The 18,470-nt window shown below is 60.8% G+C and carries 17 protein-coding genes; 11 read left to right on the top strand and 6 right to left on the bottom strand.

Features of this window, described 5'->3' with window-relative positions; genetic code table 11:
- The first annotated feature begins 474 nt into the window (after positions 1 to 474).
- The 7 genes from dnaJ (at position 475) to C5750_RS11730 (ending at position 6,452) form a co-directional block, all read left to right on the top strand.
- Positions 475 to 1,602, top strand: a complete 1,128-nt coding sequence (gene dnaJ, locus C5750_RS11760) for a molecular chaperone DnaJ (protein WP_105734090.1) — start codon at positions 475 to 477, stop codon at positions 1,600 to 1,602.
- 84 nt (positions 1,603 to 1,686) lie between these two features.
- Positions 1,687 to 2,280 (top strand): phospholipid N-methyltransferase PmtA, encoded by a 594-nt coding sequence (pmtA, locus tag C5750_RS11755; protein WP_105734089.1) that lies wholly within the window; start codon positions 1,687 to 1,689, stop codon positions 2,278 to 2,280.
- A gap of 36 nt (positions 2,281 to 2,316) precedes the next feature.
- Positions 2,317 to 2,898, top strand: a complete 582-nt coding sequence (locus tag C5750_RS11750) for an NADPH-dependent FMN reductase (RefSeq protein ID WP_105734088.1) — start codon at positions 2,317 to 2,319, stop codon at positions 2,896 to 2,898.
- 97 nt (positions 2,899 to 2,995) lie between these two features.
- Positions 2,996 to 3,691, top strand: coding sequence for an orotidine-5'-phosphate decarboxylase (gene pyrF / locus C5750_RS11745; protein WP_105734603.1), 696 nt, complete (start codon positions 2,996 to 2,998; stop codon positions 3,689 to 3,691).
- Positions 3,692 to 3,746: 55 nt separating this feature from the next.
- Positions 3,747 to 4,034, top strand: coding sequence for a DUF1330 domain-containing protein (locus C5750_RS11740; RefSeq protein ID WP_105734087.1), 288 nt, complete (start codon positions 3,747 to 3,749; stop codon positions 4,032 to 4,034).
- 194 nt (positions 4,035 to 4,228) lie between these two features.
- On the top strand, positions 4,229 to 5,506 hold the full coding sequence (locus C5750_RS11735) for a polyhydroxyalkanoate depolymerase (RefSeq protein WP_105734086.1): 1,278 nt from the start codon (positions 4,229 to 4,231) through the stop codon (positions 5,504 to 5,506).
- A gap of 322 nt (positions 5,507 to 5,828) precedes the next feature.
- Positions 5,829 to 6,452: a transglutaminase-like cysteine peptidase gene (locus C5750_RS11730; protein ID WP_105734085.1), complete on the top strand. Its 624-nt coding sequence runs from the start codon at positions 5,829 to 5,831 to the stop codon at positions 6,450 to 6,452.
- Between the two features lie 20 nt (positions 6,453 to 6,472).
- Here C5750_RS11730 and C5750_RS11725 read toward each other — a convergent pair whose 3' ends face one another.
- Both C5750_RS11725 and C5750_RS11720 read right to left on the bottom strand, forming a co-directional pair.
- On the bottom strand, positions 6,473 to 8,005 hold the full coding sequence (locus C5750_RS11725; RefSeq protein WP_105734084.1) for a YifB family Mg chelatase-like AAA ATPase: 1,533 nt from the start codon (positions 8,003 to 8,005) through the stop codon (positions 6,473 to 6,475).
- Between the two features lie 149 nt (positions 8,006 to 8,154).
- Positions 8,155 to 9,036, bottom strand: coding sequence for an MBL fold metallo-hydrolase (locus C5750_RS11720; RefSeq protein WP_105734083.1), 882 nt, complete (start codon positions 9,034 to 9,036; stop codon positions 8,155 to 8,157).
- 146 nt (positions 9,037 to 9,182) lie between these two features.
- On the opposite strand from C5750_RS11720, the gene C5750_RS11715 reads away from it, so the two are divergent.
- Positions 9,183 to 10,082 carry a LysR substrate-binding domain-containing protein gene (locus tag C5750_RS11715; protein WP_105734082.1) on the top strand — a complete coding sequence of 300 codons (900 nt, stop codon included), beginning with the start codon at positions 9,183 to 9,185 and terminating at the stop codon, positions 10,080 to 10,082.
- On the opposite strand, the gene gshB is transcribed toward C5750_RS11715, so the two are convergent.
- The 4 genes from gshB to C5750_RS11695 all read right to left on the bottom strand — a co-directional run bounded on the left by gshB (position 10,079) and on the right by C5750_RS11695 (position 13,963).
- Positions 10,079 to 11,020 carry a glutathione synthase gene (gene gshB / locus C5750_RS11710; protein ID WP_105734081.1) on the bottom strand — a complete coding sequence of 314 codons (942 nt, stop codon included), beginning with the start codon at positions 11,018 to 11,020 and terminating at the stop codon, positions 10,079 to 10,081. The two genes, C5750_RS11715 and gshB, sit on opposite strands and share 4 nt — an antisense overlap.
- Before the next feature lie 153 nt (positions 11,021 to 11,173).
- Positions 11,174 to 11,491: a septal ring lytic transglycosylase RlpA family protein gene (locus tag C5750_RS11705; RefSeq protein WP_199537995.1), complete on the bottom strand. Its 318-nt coding sequence runs from the start codon at positions 11,489 to 11,491 to the stop codon at positions 11,174 to 11,176.
- Between the two features lie 471 nt (positions 11,492 to 11,962).
- Complete coding sequence (gene uxuA / locus C5750_RS11700; RefSeq protein WP_105734079.1) at positions 11,963 to 13,153, bottom strand: mannonate dehydratase; 1,191 nt, start codon at positions 13,151 to 13,153, stop codon at positions 11,963 to 11,965.
- A gap of 33 nt (positions 13,154 to 13,186) precedes the next feature.
- On the bottom strand, positions 13,187 to 13,963 hold the full coding sequence (locus C5750_RS11695; RefSeq protein WP_105734078.1) for a GntR family transcriptional regulator: 777 nt from the start codon (positions 13,961 to 13,963) through the stop codon (positions 13,187 to 13,189).
- A 300-nt stretch (positions 13,964 to 14,263) separates the two neighbouring features.
- Between C5750_RS11695 and uxaC the strand changes: the two genes are divergently transcribed.
- The 3 genes from uxaC to C5750_RS11680 all read left to right on the top strand — a co-directional run bounded on the left by uxaC (position 14,264) and on the right by C5750_RS11680 (position 18,467).
- Complete coding sequence (uxaC, locus tag C5750_RS11690; RefSeq protein WP_105734077.1) at positions 14,264 to 15,664, top strand: glucuronate isomerase; 1,401 nt, start codon at positions 14,264 to 14,266, stop codon at positions 15,662 to 15,664.
- Between the two features lie 23 nt (positions 15,665 to 15,687).
- Positions 15,688 to 17,169 (top strand): mannitol dehydrogenase family protein, encoded by a 1,482-nt coding sequence (locus C5750_RS11685; RefSeq protein ID WP_105734076.1) that lies wholly within the window; start codon positions 15,688 to 15,690, stop codon positions 17,167 to 17,169.
- A 119-nt stretch (positions 17,170 to 17,288) separates the two neighbouring features.
- Positions 17,289 to 18,467 carry an ABC transporter substrate-binding protein gene (locus tag C5750_RS11680; protein WP_105734602.1) on the top strand — a complete coding sequence of 393 codons (1,179 nt, stop codon included), beginning with the start codon at positions 17,289 to 17,291 and terminating at the stop codon, positions 18,465 to 18,467.
- Positions 18,468 to 18,470 lie beyond the last annotated feature (3 nt).

Here is an 18,470-nt window from a genome sequence, read left to right as displayed (position 1 = left end):
GCTTCGGCCTCGCGGGGAGGAAAACCTGTGCGGCCGGGGAGGTTTCACCTCTCTGCCACAGCTTCATGGGGGCCCGAAAGGTCCGGTGAAGCGGCAGAACAGGGTGAAAACACAAATCGCCGGGGCGGGTGGTCCTTGGATCGCAAGCATCGCATACGGACTACCCCAAGACCCGCGTTCCAAGGACCGCCCGTCATTCTCTTCTTTCAATGGCCAGACGCAAATGCGGGCGTGGCAACGGGAGAAACTGGGCACAGCAGCCTTTCAGCAGGCGGCGGATTGGAGCATTTTGGTTTTCACAGGTGTATAAAACCGTGGAAGGATTGCCACACAAACGCAATAATGCGCAAATATGCGCCACGTAGAACGAATCAATCCAAGTAGACTATGGCATTCGGGGCGCTGAACACCTAAATACCGGTCTAAAACGAGCTTCTGCGTGGGGCTCTCTGATTGCATGGAACGAGTGTTTGGATGAAGGCTGACTATTACGAAACCCTCGGCGTAGCCAGAGGCGCTGATGAGAAAGAGCTGAAAAGCGCTTTCCGCAAACTGGCGATGCAATATCACCCCGACAAGAATCCGGGCGATGAGAAAGCCGAGCACAAATTCAAGGAAATCGGCGAAGCCTATGAAACCTTGAAAGACCCCAACAAACGCGCGGCCTATGACCGGTTCGGTCACGCGGCGTTTGAAAATGGCGGCATGGGCGGAGGCGGCGGTTTTGGCGGCGCCGGTGGTTTTGCCGATATTTTCGAGGACATTTTTGGCGAGATGATGGGCGGCGGGCGCCAGCGCCGCTCCGGCGGACGCGAGCGCGGTGCCGATCTGCGCTACAACATGGAAATCACGCTGGAAGAGGCCTATGCGGGCAAGACGGCGCAGATTCGCGTGCCGACATCCATCACCTGTGATGAATGTTCCGGCAGCGGCGCCAAGCCGGGCACGTCGCCCGTCACCTGCAACACCTGCGGCGGTTCCGGCCGTGTCCGGGCGGCGCAAGGGTTCTTTTCCATCGAGCGGACCTGCCCGACCTGCCATGGCCGCGGCCAGACCATCAAGGATCCCTGCACCAAGTGTGCCGGCCAGGGCCGAATCACCGAGGAGCGTTCGCTCTCGGTCAACATTCCCGCCGGCATCGAAGACGGCACCCGCATCCGGCTGACCGGCGAGGGCGAAGCTGGCGTGCGCGGCGGGCCATCCGGCGATCTCTATATTTTCCTGTCACTGAAACCGCATGAATTCTTCCAGCGCGATGGCTCGGACCTTTACTGCAAGGTGCCGATTTCCATGACCACGGCGGCGCTGGGCGGTCAGTTCGAGGTGGCCACGCTTGACGGCACGCAGACGCGGGTCAAAATCCCCGAAGGCACGCAGAACGCCAAGCAGTTCCGCCTCAAGGGCAAGGGCATGCCGGTTTTGCGCCAGCCGGCCATGGGCGATCTCTATATCCAGATCGCCATCGAGACGCCGCAGAATCTCAACAAGCGCCAGCGCGAATTGCTGGAAGAGTTCGAGCGCGTGTCGTCCCAGGACAACAGCCCGCAATCATCAGGCTTTTTTGCCCGCATGAAGGAATTTTTCGAGGGACTCAGCGAGTAAATTTGTTACGGATTTAAGACAACGGGCCTTGCTTCCGCCACGAGTTGCGTCATAAATTTGTCTACCTGCGACGGGAGGATGGGAATGACACGACCACTGGGAAAAAAACTCGCTGAAAAATTCGGCGAGGAGATCCGGTTTTTCAAAGGCTGGATGCATGGACCGAAGGCCGTGGGCTCGATTCTGCCGACCAGCTCCATCACCGCGCGCCGCATGGCCAGCGTCGTCAATCCGCATTCCGGCTTGCCGGTGCTGGAGCTTGGACCCGGCACCGGCGTGATCACGCGGGCGATTCTCAATCGCGGCGTTGCACCGGACAATCTCTTCTGCGTCGAGTATTCCTCGGATTTTGCCGCACATCTGCGCGCGGATTTCCCCGGCGTGAACATTATCGAGGGTGATGCGTTCAATCTCGACAAGACGCTCGGCGGCCATAAGGACCAGATGTTTGATTCGGTCGTCTCTGCGGTGCCGCTGTTGAATTTTCCGGTCGGCGACCGGGTGAAGATCATCGAGGACCTGCTGCGCCGCGTGCCGCATGGCCGCCCCATCGTCCAGATCACCTATGGTCCGATGTCGCCGGTTCCTGCCGGCCGCGGCAATTACAAGATCGAACATCTCGATTTCATCATCCGCAATGTCCCGCCTGCCCGCCTGTGGATTTACCGCCGCGCCTGATTTGCCTTTCATTGTCTGACCCACAGAGGGAACCCCATGCTGCCGAAGATCCTCGTTTTCGCAGGTTCGAACCGTACCGGTGCTTTCAGCGGCCAGGTCGCCGATGTCGCCACCCGGACATTGGCCGCGCTTGGTGCCGAGGTGACGCGGATAGCCCTCATCGACTACCCGCTGCCGATCATGGATCAGGATCTGGAGAAGGAAAAAGGCATACCGGAGAATGCCGTGAAGCTCGGGCGGCTGTTTGCCGCCCATGACGGTATTCTGATTGCGTCGCCCGAGTACAATTCCTCGATCCCGCCGCTCTTGAAGAACACCATCGACTGGGTCAGCCGGATTTCGCGCGATGGCGAAAAGCCGCTGCGGCCCTATGCGGGCAAGATCGTGGCCCTCTGTTCATCCTCCGACGGCAATTTTGCCGGCATCCGCGGGCTCTATCACCTGCGTTCCGTATTGATGAATGTCGGAACCCAGATCATCAGCGAACAATGTTCCGTGGCCCATGCCCATGAGGCCTTCGCCGATGATGGCTCGTTTCACGACGAACGGACGACGCGAGCCATGGAACGGGTCTGCCAGGCGCTGATCGACCACACGCGGCTGGCAAAATCGCGCTGACAGGGCGGTTTTACCCGTCCTTTTGCCGTTGTGATCTTTTCTATCGGGCGCTGGTGTGCCATGGGATGGCGATCAACGGAAAAGGTGGTTTGTCATGATGGAAGCGGCTTTGCGCGATCGCCTCATCGTAGGCCTCGATGTGCCCGACCTGAAAGCGGCGGGCGATATCGTCGGTACGCTCGGGGATACGGTATCCTTCTACAAAATCGGCTATCAGCTGGCCTTTGCCGGCGGCCTTGGATTTGCCTCGGAACTCGTCCAGTCCGGCAAAAAAGTCTTCCTGGACATGAAGCTGCTCGATATCGACAATACGGTTGCCAAGGGCGTCGAGAATATCGTCAAGATGGGCGTTTCCATGCTGACGCTGCATGCCTATCCCAAGGCCATGAAGGCCGCCGTGGCGGCTGCGCGGGGTTCTGACCTGTGCCTGCTCGGCGTCACGGTCCTCACCTCCATGGACCAGCAGGACATGATTGATGCCGGTTACGAGCACGATCCGCACACGCTGGTGCTGATCCGCGCCGAACAGGCCCTGCATGCGGGCATGGGCGGGATCGTCTGTTCCGCAGCGGAGGCCGCCGCCGTGCGCAAAATCGTCGGGCCTGACCTTGCCGTCGTCACGCCGGGTATCCGGCCGAAGGGGGCCGATCTGGGCGACCAGAAGCGTGTGATGACGCCTGCCGATGCGCTGCGCGCCGGCGCAAGCTATCTCGTGGTCGCTAGGCCGATCGTTGCCGCTGCCGATCCAAGGGCTGCGGCAGAAGCGATCCTTGCCGAAATGGCGGGTGTCTGATCAAATCCGCAGCGGTCCGGGTGAGTCACCGGACCGGGCATGACGTGGAGGACATATGGCCAAGGGATATTGGATAGCACGCATCGATGTTCGCGATGCGGAGGGCTACAAGGGTTACATTGCGACGGCAAAGCCGGCCTTCGAACGGTTCGGTGCACATTTTCTGGCGCGCGGCGGCGCATTTCACGAACTGGAAGGCGCGGCGCGCGGCCGCAACGTGGTGATCGAGTTTCCGTCGGTGCAGCATGCCCTCGATTGCTACAATTCGGCGGAATACCAGGCCGCCAAACTTATCCGGCAGCAATATGCCGATGGCGAAATGGTCATCGTCGAAGGCGCGTGACCCTTTACCTGTGCAGTGCACAATTTATGTTGCGCCTGCACGGGAAATTGTGAACATCTTTCTTTTCACTAATCCGTTTGTTGCATTGCAATATCGATCAAACCGGCTAGGGTCATTCTCCCATCAAGAACATTTTCATCTTTGATGATCATGTTTGTGAGATCGCCGTTGTGTTGATATGATCGGACAGTGGAATGTTTTACCAGCTTTATGAACTCAACCATGCCGCCCTCCAGCCCTACCGGGCTCTGGCGGATGCCACCAAGCTGTTCTACGACAATCCGCTCAATCCGTTTTCACAGACGATCATCGGCCGCTCCATCACCGCGGGCTGCGAGCTGTTCGAACGGACCACGCGCACCTACGGCAAGCCGGCCTTCAATCTTCCAACGACTGTCGTGGACGGCGAGGACGTGGAAATCCGTGAAAAGATCGTCTGGTCAAAGCCGTTCTGCAACGTGATCCATTTCAAGCGCGCGCTGTCGTCAAAGCGTGCTGCGGACCCGAAGATTCTGGTGGTTGCGCCCATGTCCGGCCACTATGCCACGCTGTTGCGCGGCACCGTCGAGGCCCTGCTGCCCCACGCGGAGGTCTACATCACCGACTGGGTCGACGCGCGCACCGTGCCGCTGACCGCCGGCCGTTTCGATCTGGATGATTATATCGATTATGTCATCGACATGTTCCACGCGCTGGGCGAAGACACCCATGTGGTCGCTGTCTGCCAGCCGTCGGTGCCGGTTCTCGCCGCCGTGTCGGTCATGGAAGCCAATGGCGACCGGTTTGCGCCGTCCAGCATGACGCTGATGGGCGGACCGATCGACACACGCAAGAACCCCACCGCGGTCAATATCCTGGCCGAGGAGAAGGGCATCGACTGGTTCCGTGACAATGTCATCATGTCGGTGCCATGGCCGCATGCGGGCTTCATGCGCGACGTTTATCCCGGCTTCCTGCAGCTTTCCGGTTTCATGAGCATGAATCTTGACCGCCACATCACGGCGCACAAGGAATTCTTCATGCACCTCGTCAAGGAGGACGGCGATTCCGCCGACAAGCACCGCGACTTCTACGATGAGTATCTCGCCGTTATGGATCTGACCGCGGAATTCTACCTGCAGACGGTCGATACGGTTTTTGTCCGGCACGCCCTGCCCAAGGGTGAGATGACCCACCGGGGTAAGCTGGTTGATCCCGCGTCGATCCGCACCGTCGCCCTGCTGACGGTCGAGGGCGAGAACGATGACATTTCCGGTGTCGGGCAGACCAAGGCCGCCCAGACGCTGTGTGTGAACATCCCCGACGCCATGCGCATGCATCATCTGCAGGCCAAGGTCGGTCATTACGGCGTGTTCAACGGATCGCGTTTCCGTGCTGAAATTGCACCACGCATCGTCCAATTCGTTAATGATCATGCGCAGGCCTCTCGCAAGAGCAACGTCACGCCACTCGGTAAACGCGCGCGCGGTTGAACAGGCTGTCCGATTGCCGAATAGCCATGCCGGAAGATTGAATCTTCCGGCAATTTTCTTTTGAGCTTCAATAAAATCCAATGAATTCAAATCATTGCTGACTAAGCCGGGCACGCTCGGCAGGTGGTCTGCAGGGGCAGTATCGTCCTGTGGTTGCGAGCCGCCGCAGGGTACAACCTTCAAATTTTCGTCAAAATCTAGGAAGTTCAAATTTTAACCATATATTAACAATGGCGGGATCGTGGCGCCATTGTGATTGACTCATATCCCTCCCGGCCATTAACGTTTTGTTAACGAAGGCTGGTTGGGTTCGGAGTAAAGCATGTTCGGAGCGGTAAAGATTTTGAGGTCGATGGGGGTTGCGGCGGCACTTTTCGCTGGCGCACTCATCGCAAATTCCGCCTCCGCAGCCGAAGCTTTCATGCAGACCGGCGGCCTGACGTCCCAGCCGATCGGCCATTATGAGTTCTGCAAGCGCCTGCCGGATGAATGCTCGATCCGCAGCCGCAATGTTGCGCCGGCCAAGATGACACGTGATTTCTGGGAACTGATCGTCAACGTCAACAGCCACGTGAATCAGACGGTCAAGCCATTGACCGACATGGAAATTTACGGCGTCGAGGAATATTGGGGCTATCCCGACAAGGTTGGCAATGTCGGCGATTGCGAAGACTATGTCCTGGAAAAGCGCCGTGAACTGATGCAGGCGGGCATTTCCCCGGCCGATCTGCTGATCACCGTTGTGCGCAAGCCCGATGGCGAAGGCCATGCGGTCCTGACGGTGCGCACCGATACCGGCGATTTCATCCTCGACAACCTTGCCGACAACGTCAAGAACTGGTCCGAAACCGAGTACACCTACCTGAAGCGCCAGGCCACCAACAACACCGGCCGCTGGGTCAGCATCGAAGCTCCGAGCAATATTCTGGTCGGTTCGGTTCACTAGAGTTCTGACCCGAAAGCCTTTCAAGCCGCTTCATTGGCCGCGTCCTGTGCCATCCGGTAGGAAATAGCCTCGGCCACGTGAATCCGCCCGACGGCCTCGCTCCCTTCAAGGTCGGCCAATGTCCGCGCGACCTTGAGAATCCGGTGATAGCCGCGGGCGGAAAAGCGCATCTGTTCGGCTGCCTGGTGCAGCAGCATCAGCCCCGGTTTGTCGGGCCGGGAAATTTCTTCGATCAATGCCACGGGGCAATGGGCGTTCACCGTTACGGCGGGGGCTCCCATTTGTTCATAGCGGTGCCTTTGCAGGTCCCGGGCGCGGGCAACGCGCAGCGCGACCGCTGCGCTGCTCTCGGCAACGGGGCGATGGATGAGATCGGCGGCGCTGACGGCGGGAACGTCGACGCGAAGATCGATGCGGTCCAGCAGCGGACCCGAAATGCGGGCCTGGTAGTCCTGGCGGCAGCGCGGCCCCCGGGCGCAGCGGTGCCCGGGTTCTCCGGCCATGCCGCAGCGGCAGGGGTTCATGGCGGCAATGAGCTGGATTTGCGCCGGATAGGAAATACGGTGATTGGCGCGGGCGATCACGCATTGCGCGGTTTCCAGCGGCTGGCGCAGGGAGTCGAGCACCTGGGGCGCGAACTCGGGAAATTCATCCAGAAATAGCACGCCGCGATGGGCGAGGGAGACTTCACCGGGACGGGCGCGTATACCGCCACCGACCATCGCCGCCATGGAGGCGGAATGGTGCGGCGCCCGGAACGGCCGCCGGTCGGTGAGCCTGCCGCCCGCCAATTCGCCCGCGACTGATGCAATCATCGACACCTCGAGCAGTTCGTGCGGCAGCAGTGGCGGCAGGATGGACGGGAGCCGTTGCGCGAGCATGGACTTTCCCGCGCCGGGCGGCCCGATCATCAGGAGGTTATGGCCGCCCGCGGCGGCAATCTCCAGCGCGCGGCGGGCGCCTTCCTGCCCCCTGATATCGCCGAGGTCGGGTAAATCCGTCGCATGGGCCTGCAGGCACGGTTCGGGGCGCGACAGCACCTGATGGCCGCGAAAATGATTGGCAAGGCTGATCAGGCTGCGCGGCGCCAGAATATCGATCTGCGCGCCCGCCCATGCTGCCTCCGGCCCGCAGGGCGCCGGGCAGATCAAGCCGCGCTCCTGCCGGTTGGCGGAGATCGCGGCAGGAAGAACCCCGGCCACATGGGTGATCGTGCCGTCGAGCGACAGTTCCCCGAGAGCGACATAGGCCTCCAGCACATCGGCGGGAATGGCGCCGAGACCCGCCATCAGGCCCATGGCGATCGGCAGGTCATAATGGCTGCCTTCCTTGGGAAGATCAGCCGGTGCGAGATTGACGGTGACCTTCTTGGGCGGCAGGGACAGGCCGGAGGCATGCAGCGCCGCCTGGACGCGCTCGCGGCTTTCCGCCACGGCCTTGTCGGGCAGGCCGACAATATGGATTCCCATCTTACCGGGAGAGATCATCACCTGCACATCGACAGGCTGGGCCTCAATGCCCTGAAATGCGACGGTGCGCACGCGGGTGACCATCAATCGTTCCCTAAAATACCGCATCTAAAAAATGAACAGTGCCAATAACGGCACCTCATCATAATTTGCGCGGCATGACAAGAACGTTAGGAGAACGGCCGCATCGCGCCGGTGATGGTGACGGCGCGATGCGGTTCAGCCGGGGACGATCAGCCCCACTTCATCTCGCCCTTGGCAACCTTGGCGCCCAGTTCAAGTGATGAGGCATCGAGCAGGTCGGGGTAATGCATCTTCATGGCGGTGATCAGCTCGCCGCTGGTCTTGGCTTTCCCGGCTTCCGTATTGAACGTCTCGAGATAGGTCCGGGTGAACTTTACGGCTTCGAGCCCCTGCGGTGCACCGGCGGCCTGATGCGACGGCACGACAATCCGGGGATTGCGCGCCGCCATTTCGTCAAGCGCGGCAATCCACTTCTTCCGGTCTTCCACGGCCGGTTCATCGGCGACCCAGACATGAACGCCTGATGAGACCAGCACACCGCCGAAAACCGCTTCAAGTCCGGGCACCCAGAGATAGCGGCGATCCTTCATATCCTTGATGGCGACGATCTCGATCCTGTTTCCCTCCAGGTCGAGCGAAGACAGGCCGGAGGCTTCCGGAATGACGACATCAGCCAGGCGCTTTGGCCCGTTCTCCTTGAGCTGCGGCCCCCAGACGTCGAGCTTGCCCTGCACATTGCCCTTGATGGCGTCCACAGTGGCACGCGCGGCAAGGACTTTTGCCTTGGGGAAGGCATCGACGATGGGACGCAGGCCAAAATAGTAATCGGGGTCGCTGCAGCTGATATATATCGTCGTCAGGGCCTTGCCGGTCGCCTTGATCGCATCGGCAACCGCGCGTCCATCGGAGAGCGTAAACCCGCCATCGAGCAGGATCGCTTCCTTCGCGCCGGTCAGGAGCACAGGTGTGCGGCGAAAGCCGTTCTCATCCGCCTGGAAATAGGTCCATGTCAGTGTGGAAGCGGCCTTGGCCGCAATGGCGCCCAGCGGCTGCAGGGCGGCCACGGCACCGGCTGCCAGAAGGGATTTCATCGTATCGCGTCGTGTCAGAAGGGTTCGCACGTCTCGGTCCTCGCTCGGTTTCTCACTGTGGGGCGGATAGTGGCATGGACGGGTTTCTTGAAAAATCCCGATCAAAATGACAGACTATATGATTATTTCATACAATAAGGCGCGCCATGCCCGCAGTCAGCTTCAACCGGTTCATCTATTTCGTCACCGTGGTGGATATGGGATCGTTCACCGCTGCCGCCGACCGGCTGGGTGTCGCCAAGGCCGTTGTCAGCCACCAGCTATCCAGGCTGGAGGAGGAACTGGGCACCGCGCTCCTGATCCGCACGACACGGCGGCTGCGAACGACGGAGGCGGGACGGCGGTTCTACGAGCGCTGCATCGTCGTCCTGCGCGAGGCTGAAAATGCGATCGAGGAGGTGTCGTCCGAGACCGGAACGCCTGTCGGGACGTTGATGCTGACAGCGCCGCTGGACTATGGCGCAAAGGTTGTGGCGCCTGCCCTGGCGCTTTATCTGCAGCGCCATCCGCAGATGCAGGCCAATCTCACCTTCACCGATGTCAAATTCGATCTGGTCGATAACGAGCTTGATCTCTCCATCCGTGTCGGCTGGCTGGAGGATTCCAGCGCGCAGGCCCGGCGGATCGGCACGTTCGAGCAGCATCTCGTCTGTTCGCCCGCCTATGCCGGGCAGATCGGCCGCGTCGCGCATCCAGGCGCGCTTGAAGCGGCGAAATGGATCGCCAACGGGGCGCTGAAGGAACCGTTGCGCTGGCCGTTTGCAAAAGACGACGAAAAGGTGGTTGTGACGGGCAAGTCCGTTGTCAGCGCCAATGGCACCGAGGCAAGCTATGTCTGCGTGCTCGCCGGTATCGGGCTCGCCGTGATGCCGGACTATCAGGTGGTGCAGGATATTGCGGCCGGCCGCCTCGTGCGTCTGCTGCCCGGCTGGTCATTGCCGGCGGGCGGTATCCACGCGGTCTATCCGCCGGCCAAATACAGGCCGGCGCGCGTGCGCGCCTTTGTCGATATCCTGGAGGAGATGGAACGGGAACGGCGCAGTTAGCGCCGTTTGGCCTCGACGGCATCCCAGAACAGGGCGGCGATATCGGCGCCGCCGAAGCGCTTGACTTCGCGTATGCCCGTCGGCGAGGTCACGTTGATTTCCGTCATGTAGTCGCCGATGACATCGATGCCGACAAGAATGAAGCCGCGCTCGCGCAGGGAAGGGCCGATGCGCGCGCAGATCTCGCGTTCGCGCGGTGTCAGTTCGGTCTTCTCGGCCCGGCCGCCCACATGCATGTTGGAGCGCGCATCACTTTCCGACGGCACGCGGTTGATGGCTCCAACCGGCTCGCCGTCGATCAGGATGATGCGCTTGTCGCCGGCCCGCACATCCTTGAGATAGCGCTGCGCAATGATCGGCTCGCGGAACATCTGGCCGAACATTTCCAGCAGCGATGTCAGGTTGCGGTCGCCATCGGCAAGATGGAACACGCCCGCACCGCCATTGCCATAGAGCGGCTTGAGGATGATATCGCCGAACTCCTTGCGGAACGCCATGATCTCCTGCGGATCCTTGGTGATCAGCGTATCGGGCATGAGGTCGGGGAATTCTGTGACGAAGATTTTTTCCGGGCTGTTGCGCACCCAGGCCGGATCGTTGACGACAAGCGTCTTCGGATGAATGCGTTCGAGCAGATGCGTCGTCGTGATGTAGTTCATGTCAAACGGCGGATCCTGCCGGAGCAGCACCACATCCATCTCGGACAGGTCGCGGGAAACCGGTTCACCCAGGGTGAAATGGTCGCCCTCCACATCGCGGACCTGCAGCTCTTCCACCCGCGCGCGAACGATGCCATCACGCATGCTGAGCCGGTCCGGTGTGTAGTGATAGAGCCTGTGGCCGCGGGCTTGCGCCTCAAGGCACAGGGCAAAGCTCGTATCGCCTGCGATGCGGATCGAATTGATATGGTCCATCTGGACCGCGACTTTCAATGCCATGGAACGTCCCCCGACAGGATTAGGAGTGCTGACATGGCGATGTCACGTTCAATGGTCAAGGTCAATCCTGCACCGCGGTCAAGATATTGTAGAGGGCAAGATATCGTGGAGAGACTGCACCCCTGCCTTCCGGCGGGGATGCAGGAAGACATATCAGAGCTTGGCCATGCAGATATTGGTATGGCCCGCGCCAACGAAACCGAGGCGGTTTGCGGCGCCCTTGGAAAGATCGAGCACCCGGCCCTTGATGAACGGACCACGGTCGTTGATGCGCACGACGATTGACTTGCCGTTGCGCTGGTTGGTGACCTTCACCTTGGAACCGAAAGGCAGGGTGCGGTGCGCGGCGGTAAGAGCGGATGGGTTCATGCGTTCGCCGGAGGCCGTCTTGGAATGAAGAGCGTACCAGGAAGCACCGCCACAGGCGGAACCGGCATTTGCCGAAACGATACCAAACATCAGAAGAAGCATGGTTGCAGTAAGTACCTTACGGATACTTGCAATGGAGACCATATTGAAATTCGCACTTTAATGGCCCGCGGCAGGAACTGCCAGACTGAAGACGCACGCATAAGGATGATCCTGGGCAAGTAGATCATCACGTGAGTGAGTGATCCCTTCTATTTTGGGTAAATGTGTCCTCGAGGTGGCCCGAAAGAGAAATATCCGTGAGCAAATTCCGCAAGATCAGCCAAGTCATTCAAAAAATTTGTCTTATTATGACTCAAAACGTGATTGAAGATGCTTCTGTTCATGGAACTATTGCCGCCGTTCCCTTCGAAATATGGCGGTAATGTGATCAATACTGAACGAAAGCCTAAACGAAGACTCTGAAATCCCCGGTTTCGGGCCAAAAGTGTTAAGCGGAATTAACGATTGAAAATGCAAAACCCCGGCACAGGGCTGCCGGGGTTTGTCTGGATATCAGCGATCGGCTGGAATTCAGGCGAGGGCTCTGGCATCCAGCGCATGGATGATGCCGCGCAGTTCGGCGAGGCCGCGCAGGCGGCCGATGGCGGGATAACCCGGCGTGACCTCTTTCGTCAGGTCGTCCAGCATGCGGTGGCCGTGGTCGGAGCGGAAGATGATGCTGCCGGACCGGTCGCGCTTGCGGTCTTCGGCCAGCAGTTCCTTCAGCACGGCGACCATGTCCACGTCGCCTTCCAGATGCGCTGCCTCATGGAAGCTGCGGCCATCGCCTTCCCGGGTCGTGGCGCGCAGGTGCGAGAAGTGGATGCGCGCGGCAAAGCGGCGGGCGATTTCCGGCAGATCATTGTCGGCGCGAACGCCAAGGCTTCCCGTGCAGAAGCACATGCCGTTGGCGGGGGACGGAACGGCGTCGAACAGGGCGGCGTAGTCGGCCTCGGTCGAGGCAATGCGCGGCAGGCCGAAAAGCGGACGGGGCGGATCGTCCGGGTGCAGTGTCAGCTTGACGCCGAGATCGTCGGCGACGGGGGTGACGGCTTCGAGGAATTCGATCAGATGCTGGCGCAGTCTGCCGGCGTCGATCCCGGCATAGGCTTCGAGCTTGTCGCGGAAGGCGGGGATGGTCAGCGGCTCGGTTGTCGAGCCCGGCAATGCGCTGGCGATGTTGCGGGTGAGGTCGGCGATTTCCTGCCCGCTCATCGCGGCGTAGAGGGCTGCGGCGATAGCGCGGTCCTCCTGCGAATAGGCCGCCTGCGCATTCGTGCGCTGCAGGATGTGCAGATCGAACACGGCAAGGGCGTTGTGGTCGAAGCGCATCGCAGTCGAACCGGTCGGCGTGACATAGTCGAGGTCGGTGCGGCACCAGTCGACGACGGGCATGAAATTGTAGCAGATGACACGGATGTCGTTGGCTGCCAGTGCTTCCATACTGGCGATCCAGGCGGCGATTTCGTGCTTCGCCGCGCCGCCAAGGCGTTTCACCGCATCGGGGATCGGGATGCTTTCGACCACCGACCAGGTCAGGGGAACACGCCCGGCGGGGGTGGTTTCGATGAGCGATTTGCGTTCATGCACTTCTTTTTCGGTCCAGGCCTGGCCGATCGGTACCTCGTGCAGCGCCGATACGATATCGGTTGCTCCGGCCTGGCGCACATTGTCCAGCGTGACACCGGCTTTGGGCCCAAACCATCTCCATGCCTGACGCATTCAGTCCTCCGTCATTTCGTGTAATCGCCGGGTTCAGACAAATGAGCCCGGGTGGCTTTTTCTCAGTTCATCAATATCGGGAATGACGGCATTCAGATGCTGCTTCATCGCCGCGCAGGCGGCCGGTACGTCATGAATTTCGATGGCATTGCGGATGACCCTGTGCTCGGCAAGCACGTTCTCCATGCGGCCGAGCGCCGGCAATGTCATGCGGCGGGCGCGGTCGATCTGTACTTTCACCGGCTTCAGATAGTGCCAGATGCCGGGATGGCCTGCGATACCGGCAATCGCCTCGTGAAAGGCCTCGTCGGCTTCGTGGAAGGCACTCATGTTCTGCCGGTCGGCGAAAAACTGCTGGCGCGCCAGAATCTCGTCCAGCCATTCCACGTCCTTGGCGGTGGCAACGGCCGCCGCCCGCTCGACGGTGGCGCCTTCCAGTGCCTGCCGGATGACCACGGCCTCGGGGATCAGCGCAACCGGGATGCGGGCAACAAAGGTGCCTGACTGCGGAAAGACATCGACCAGCCCGTCTTCCACCAGCCGGATCAGCGCTTCGCGAACCGGGGTGCGGCTGACGCCGAAGCGTTCCGTCAGGACTTTTTCATTGAGGGCGGTGCCGGGGGTCATCTGCATGGAGACAATGGCGGCATGCAATTCGCGGTAGATCGCCGTGGCCGTCGTCATGCGTCCGGCCGGGGCGCCGCGTGTGCCGGATTTGGCGAAACGCGCCGCATTGTCTCGTGCTGAGGCGATGGGTTCAGCCGGTGTCGCCACGGCCAAACTTTTTTCTCCCCGGTTCTGTGCTGCCATTCCAGCGCTCCATTTCCTGTGTCGCAGATGAATCCACCGTCATGCATGGTAGAATTCCGCGCGAAATCATAGTGCCAAAGCCGCGTGGGAAACGATTTCAGGGCACATCGATCCAGTTGACATACTAATATATTATTATTTACTCTTCGCCAAGATCGCAAAAGCCGAATATTCACAAGACACCCGTGGCGGCTGGCGATGCGAAAAGGCGCCTCGACAGGGGCAATTTTACGGCTGCGGCTCCGTTCCACCCACCCATGGTGTATCGGCCGGTGCCGAAGATGACAGCAAGGACCGATCATGCCTCTCCACCCAGATCGACTTTTCCCCATCGAAGCCGATGCGCGCTCCATCGCGCGGCGGCTCTTTTGCGAAGTCGAGCGCCTGCCCATCATCTCGCCGCATGGTCATACGGACCCGCTGTGGTACGCGCATGACGAGGCCTTTCCCGATCCGGCCAGCCTCTTCGTCAAGCCCGATCATTATATTTTCCGCATGCTGTATTCTCAAGGCGTCAAGCTCGAGGATCTGGGCGTGCCGCGCCACGATGGCGGGCCTGTCGAAACCGACGGGCGCACGATCTGGCGGCTGTTTGCCAAACATTGGTATCTGTTTCGCGGCACGCCATCGCGCCTGTGGTTCGAGCACGCCATGGAAACGGTGTTCGGCATCACCGAGCGGTTGAACGAAAGCAATGCCGACGAGATCTATGATCGTATTGCCGGCAAGCTCGACGAGCCTGCAATGCGCCCGCGTGCGCTCTACAAGCAGTTCGGCATCGAAGTGATCTCGACGACCGATGCGGCGACGGATGACCTTGCGGCGCACGATATCATCCGAAAGTCAGGCTGGGACGGGCGCGTCATTCCCGCCTACCGGCCCGATGCGGTGATTGACGCATCGCGGGCGGATTTCCGCGCCAATGTGGAAAGGCTCATTGCCCTTGCCGGAACATCGCTGAACTACAAGGGCTATCTTGAGGCGCACCGCAACCGGCGCGCCTATTTCAAGGCACGGGGCGCCACCTCAAGCGATCACGGCCATCCCAGCGCACGCACGGCCAACCTGTCCGTCACCGATGCCGCGGCGCTGTTCGAGCGGGTTCTGCGGCCCGATGTTTCCTATGCCGATGCCGATCTTTTCCGCGCGCAGATGCTGACCGAAATGGCGCGCATGAGCATTGACGACGGGCTGGTCATGCAGCTGCATCCGGGCTCCTTCCGCAACCACAACGCGACCGTTTTCGCTGGTTTCGGTCCTGACAAGGGGGCGGATATTCCGCGCTCGACCGGTTATGTCGAAGAGCTGAAGCCGCTGCTCGATGCTTTCGGCAACAATCCGCACCTGACCCTCATTCTCTTCACGCTGGATGAGACCAGCTACAGCCGCGAGCTGGCACCGCTCGCCGGACACTATCCCGCCCTGCGGCTTGGACCGGCCTGGTGGTTCCACGACAGTCCGGAAGGCATGCGCCGGTTCCGCGAACTGACCACCGAGACAGCCGGTTTCTACAACACCGTCGGGTTCAACGATGACACGCGGGCCTATCTTTCCATCCCCGCCCGCCATGACATGGCCCGCCGGGTGGATTGCGCTTATCTCGCGCGGCTTGTCGCCGACCACCGGCTGGACGAGGATGAGGCGCACACGATTGCCCACGATTTGAGCTACCGGCTGGCCAAACAAGCCTACCGTCTTTGAAACAGAACAGACGAGATTGCCCGATGGCGCACGCCGACCAGACCTATCTTTCCCCCGCCAGCCTGCCGCGTCTTGCCGCCGGTGTTGCCACGCCGGCCTATGACCGCGGTGCGGTTGAGACCGGCATCGTGCATTTGGGCATCGGTGCCTTTCACCGCGCCCACCAGGCGGTCTATACGGACAGCGTGCTGGCATCGGGGGATACCAGGTGGGGCATTCTGGGTGCATCGCTGCGCAGCGCCGATACGCGTGACGCGCTGCAGCCGCAGGGCGGGCTCTATACGGTGGCCGTGCGCGATGCCGGTGGCAGCAGCTATCGGGTCATCGGCAGTATCGGCGAGGTGCTGGTCGCGCCGGAAGACCCGCAGGCCCTGCTGGATGCCATGACGGCTCCGGCTGTCCGGATCGTTTCGCTGACAATCACGGAAAAGGGCTATTGCTATTCCCCTGCTTCCGCCTCGCTCGATGAAAATCATCCGGATATTGTCCATGACTTGGCCCATCCCGCGGCACCGCGCTCGGCCATCGGCTTCATCGTCGAGGCATTGGCCCGGCGGCACGCCAATGGCACCGCGCCGTTCACGCTTCTGTCCTGCGACAACCTTCCGGCCAACGGGCAGACCCTGAAGCGAGTGGTCACGCGCTTCGCCGCCTTGCGGGATGCGGAACTCTCTGCGTTCATCCGGGAGAACGTCGCCTTTCCCTCGACGATGGTCGACCGGATCGTGCCCGCCACAACCGATGCGGACCGCGACGCTGTCGCCCGGGATACCGGGCTTGCCGACCGCTGGCCGATCATGACGGAACCGTTCAGCCAATGGGTGGTGGAGGACCATTTTCCATTCGGGCGCCCGGCCTGGGAAAAGGCCGGTGTCACCTTCGTTGCCGATGTCGACGCGTTCGAGCTGATGAAGCTGCGCCTGCTCAATGGCAGCCATTCGACGCTGGCCTATCTCGGTTATCTCGCTGGTCATGAAACCGTGTCCGACGCGATGGCGGGAGAAGGTTTTGCCGCGCTGATCGAGCAGATGATGGACGAGGAGATCACTCCGGCCCTGCCGGGGCTGCCCGGCTTCGATCTTGACGCCTACAAAAGGCAACTGCGCGAGCGCTTCCGCAATCCGGCCTTGCGGCACCGGACATGGCAGATCGCCATGGACGGGTCGCAGAAACTGCCGCAGCGCCTGCTCAACACCATCCGTGTGCGGCTCAAGGAGAATGCGCCCTTTGACCGGTTGGCGCTGGGTGTCGCCGGCTGGATGCGCTATGCGACGGGTACCGACGAGCAGGGCAATCCGATCGATGTGCGCGATCCGCTGGCCGGTGAATTCAAGGCCCGCACCGCCGGCAAGACATCGGCACCGGCTCTTTTGCAGGCCTATCTCGGCATGGAGCAGATTTTCGGCAGCGATCTGCCGGAAAGCGCTGCGTTTCGCGATACCGTTGGCAAGGCTTTGGCAAAATTGATGGGTGAAGGCGCGGCCCGGACGGTGGCCGGGTTTTGAAGTGGGGCGAAAGCGCTTGCTATCTGAAACTGATAGATTAATATATCAAGTAGTAAAAATGAGCGGCCCAAGGATGGCCGCCGATCGCTAAACCGGGAATAATTGGGAGGAAGACAATGATCCGCATCACGCGCAGGCAAGCCATTGGCGGCTTGGCCGCTCTGGCAACGCTACCGGCAACACGTCTCTTTGCACAGGGGAAGCTGGCATTGCCGACATCCCCCATTACGCTCAATGTCGCCGATGTCGCGGGCAATCTCGCCTTGACGCAGAAGGCCATTGAGAACTATGCGGCTGCCAAGCCCAACCTCGTTTCCAAGATCACCTTCACCAAGGCGCCTGCGCCGGAACTTCCGGGGAAGCTGAAGGCGCAGCAGGCGGCCAACCGGCTTGATATCGACCTGGTCCTGACCGGAACCGATGCCCTGTCCGCGGGCCTGGAGCAGGACCTGTGGGTCAAGCTGCTGCCGGACCATTCCGCGTCGCTGCCCGATCTGAAAGCCATCTACCAGGAGCCGGCGCACCGGATGCTGGCGCTGGGCAAGGATCACGGCGTTGTCGTGACCTATTATCCCTCCGGGCCGCTGCTTGAATATATGCCGGACCGGGTGAAGAAGGTTCCAACGACCGTCGAGGAGCTTCTGGCCTGGGCCAAGGAAAATCCCAACAAGTTCCTCTATGCCCGCCCGGCCAATTCCGGTCCGGGACGGACCTTCCTCATGGGGCTGCCTTATCTGCTTGGCGACAGCGATCCGCACGATCCAGTCAAGGGCTGGGACAAGACCTGGGCGTATCTGAAGGAACTGCACAAATATATCGAGTATTACCCGACCGGCACCGGCGCGCTGATGAAGGAACTCGGCGAAGGCACACGCGACATGACCGTCTCCACCACCGGCTGGGACATCAATCCGCGGGTGCTCGGCGTGGTGTCGAAGGAAGCCGCCGTCGCGCCGCTGAAGGGTTTCCATTGGGTTGCCGATGCGCATTACATGTGCGTGCCGAAGGGCATTGCCGAGGAAAAACTCGCCGTGCTGCTCGACCTCATGAGCTTCCTGCTCACGCCGGAACAGCAGGCCTATACCTATGATCAGGGCTATTTCTATCCCGGCCCCGCGGTAAAGGATGTGCCGCTCTCCATGGCGCCGAAGGAAAGCCAGGATGCTCTGGCCGAATTCGGCCGCAAGGAATATGCCGACTGGATCGCCAACAACCCGATCGAGGTTCCGCTCGATCCGGCCGCCATGGTTGTCGCCTTCCGCCGCTGGGACGAAGAAGTCGCCGGCAAGAAATCCTGATCG

Origin of the sequence: Phyllobacterium myrsinacearum (assembly GCF_002980555.1) — a bacterium.
Taxonomy (GTDB): Bacteria; Pseudomonadota; Alphaproteobacteria; order Rhizobiales; family Rhizobiaceae; genus Phyllobacterium; species Phyllobacterium myrsinacearum.
This window is presented reverse-complemented; position numbering and strand designations above follow the sequence as displayed.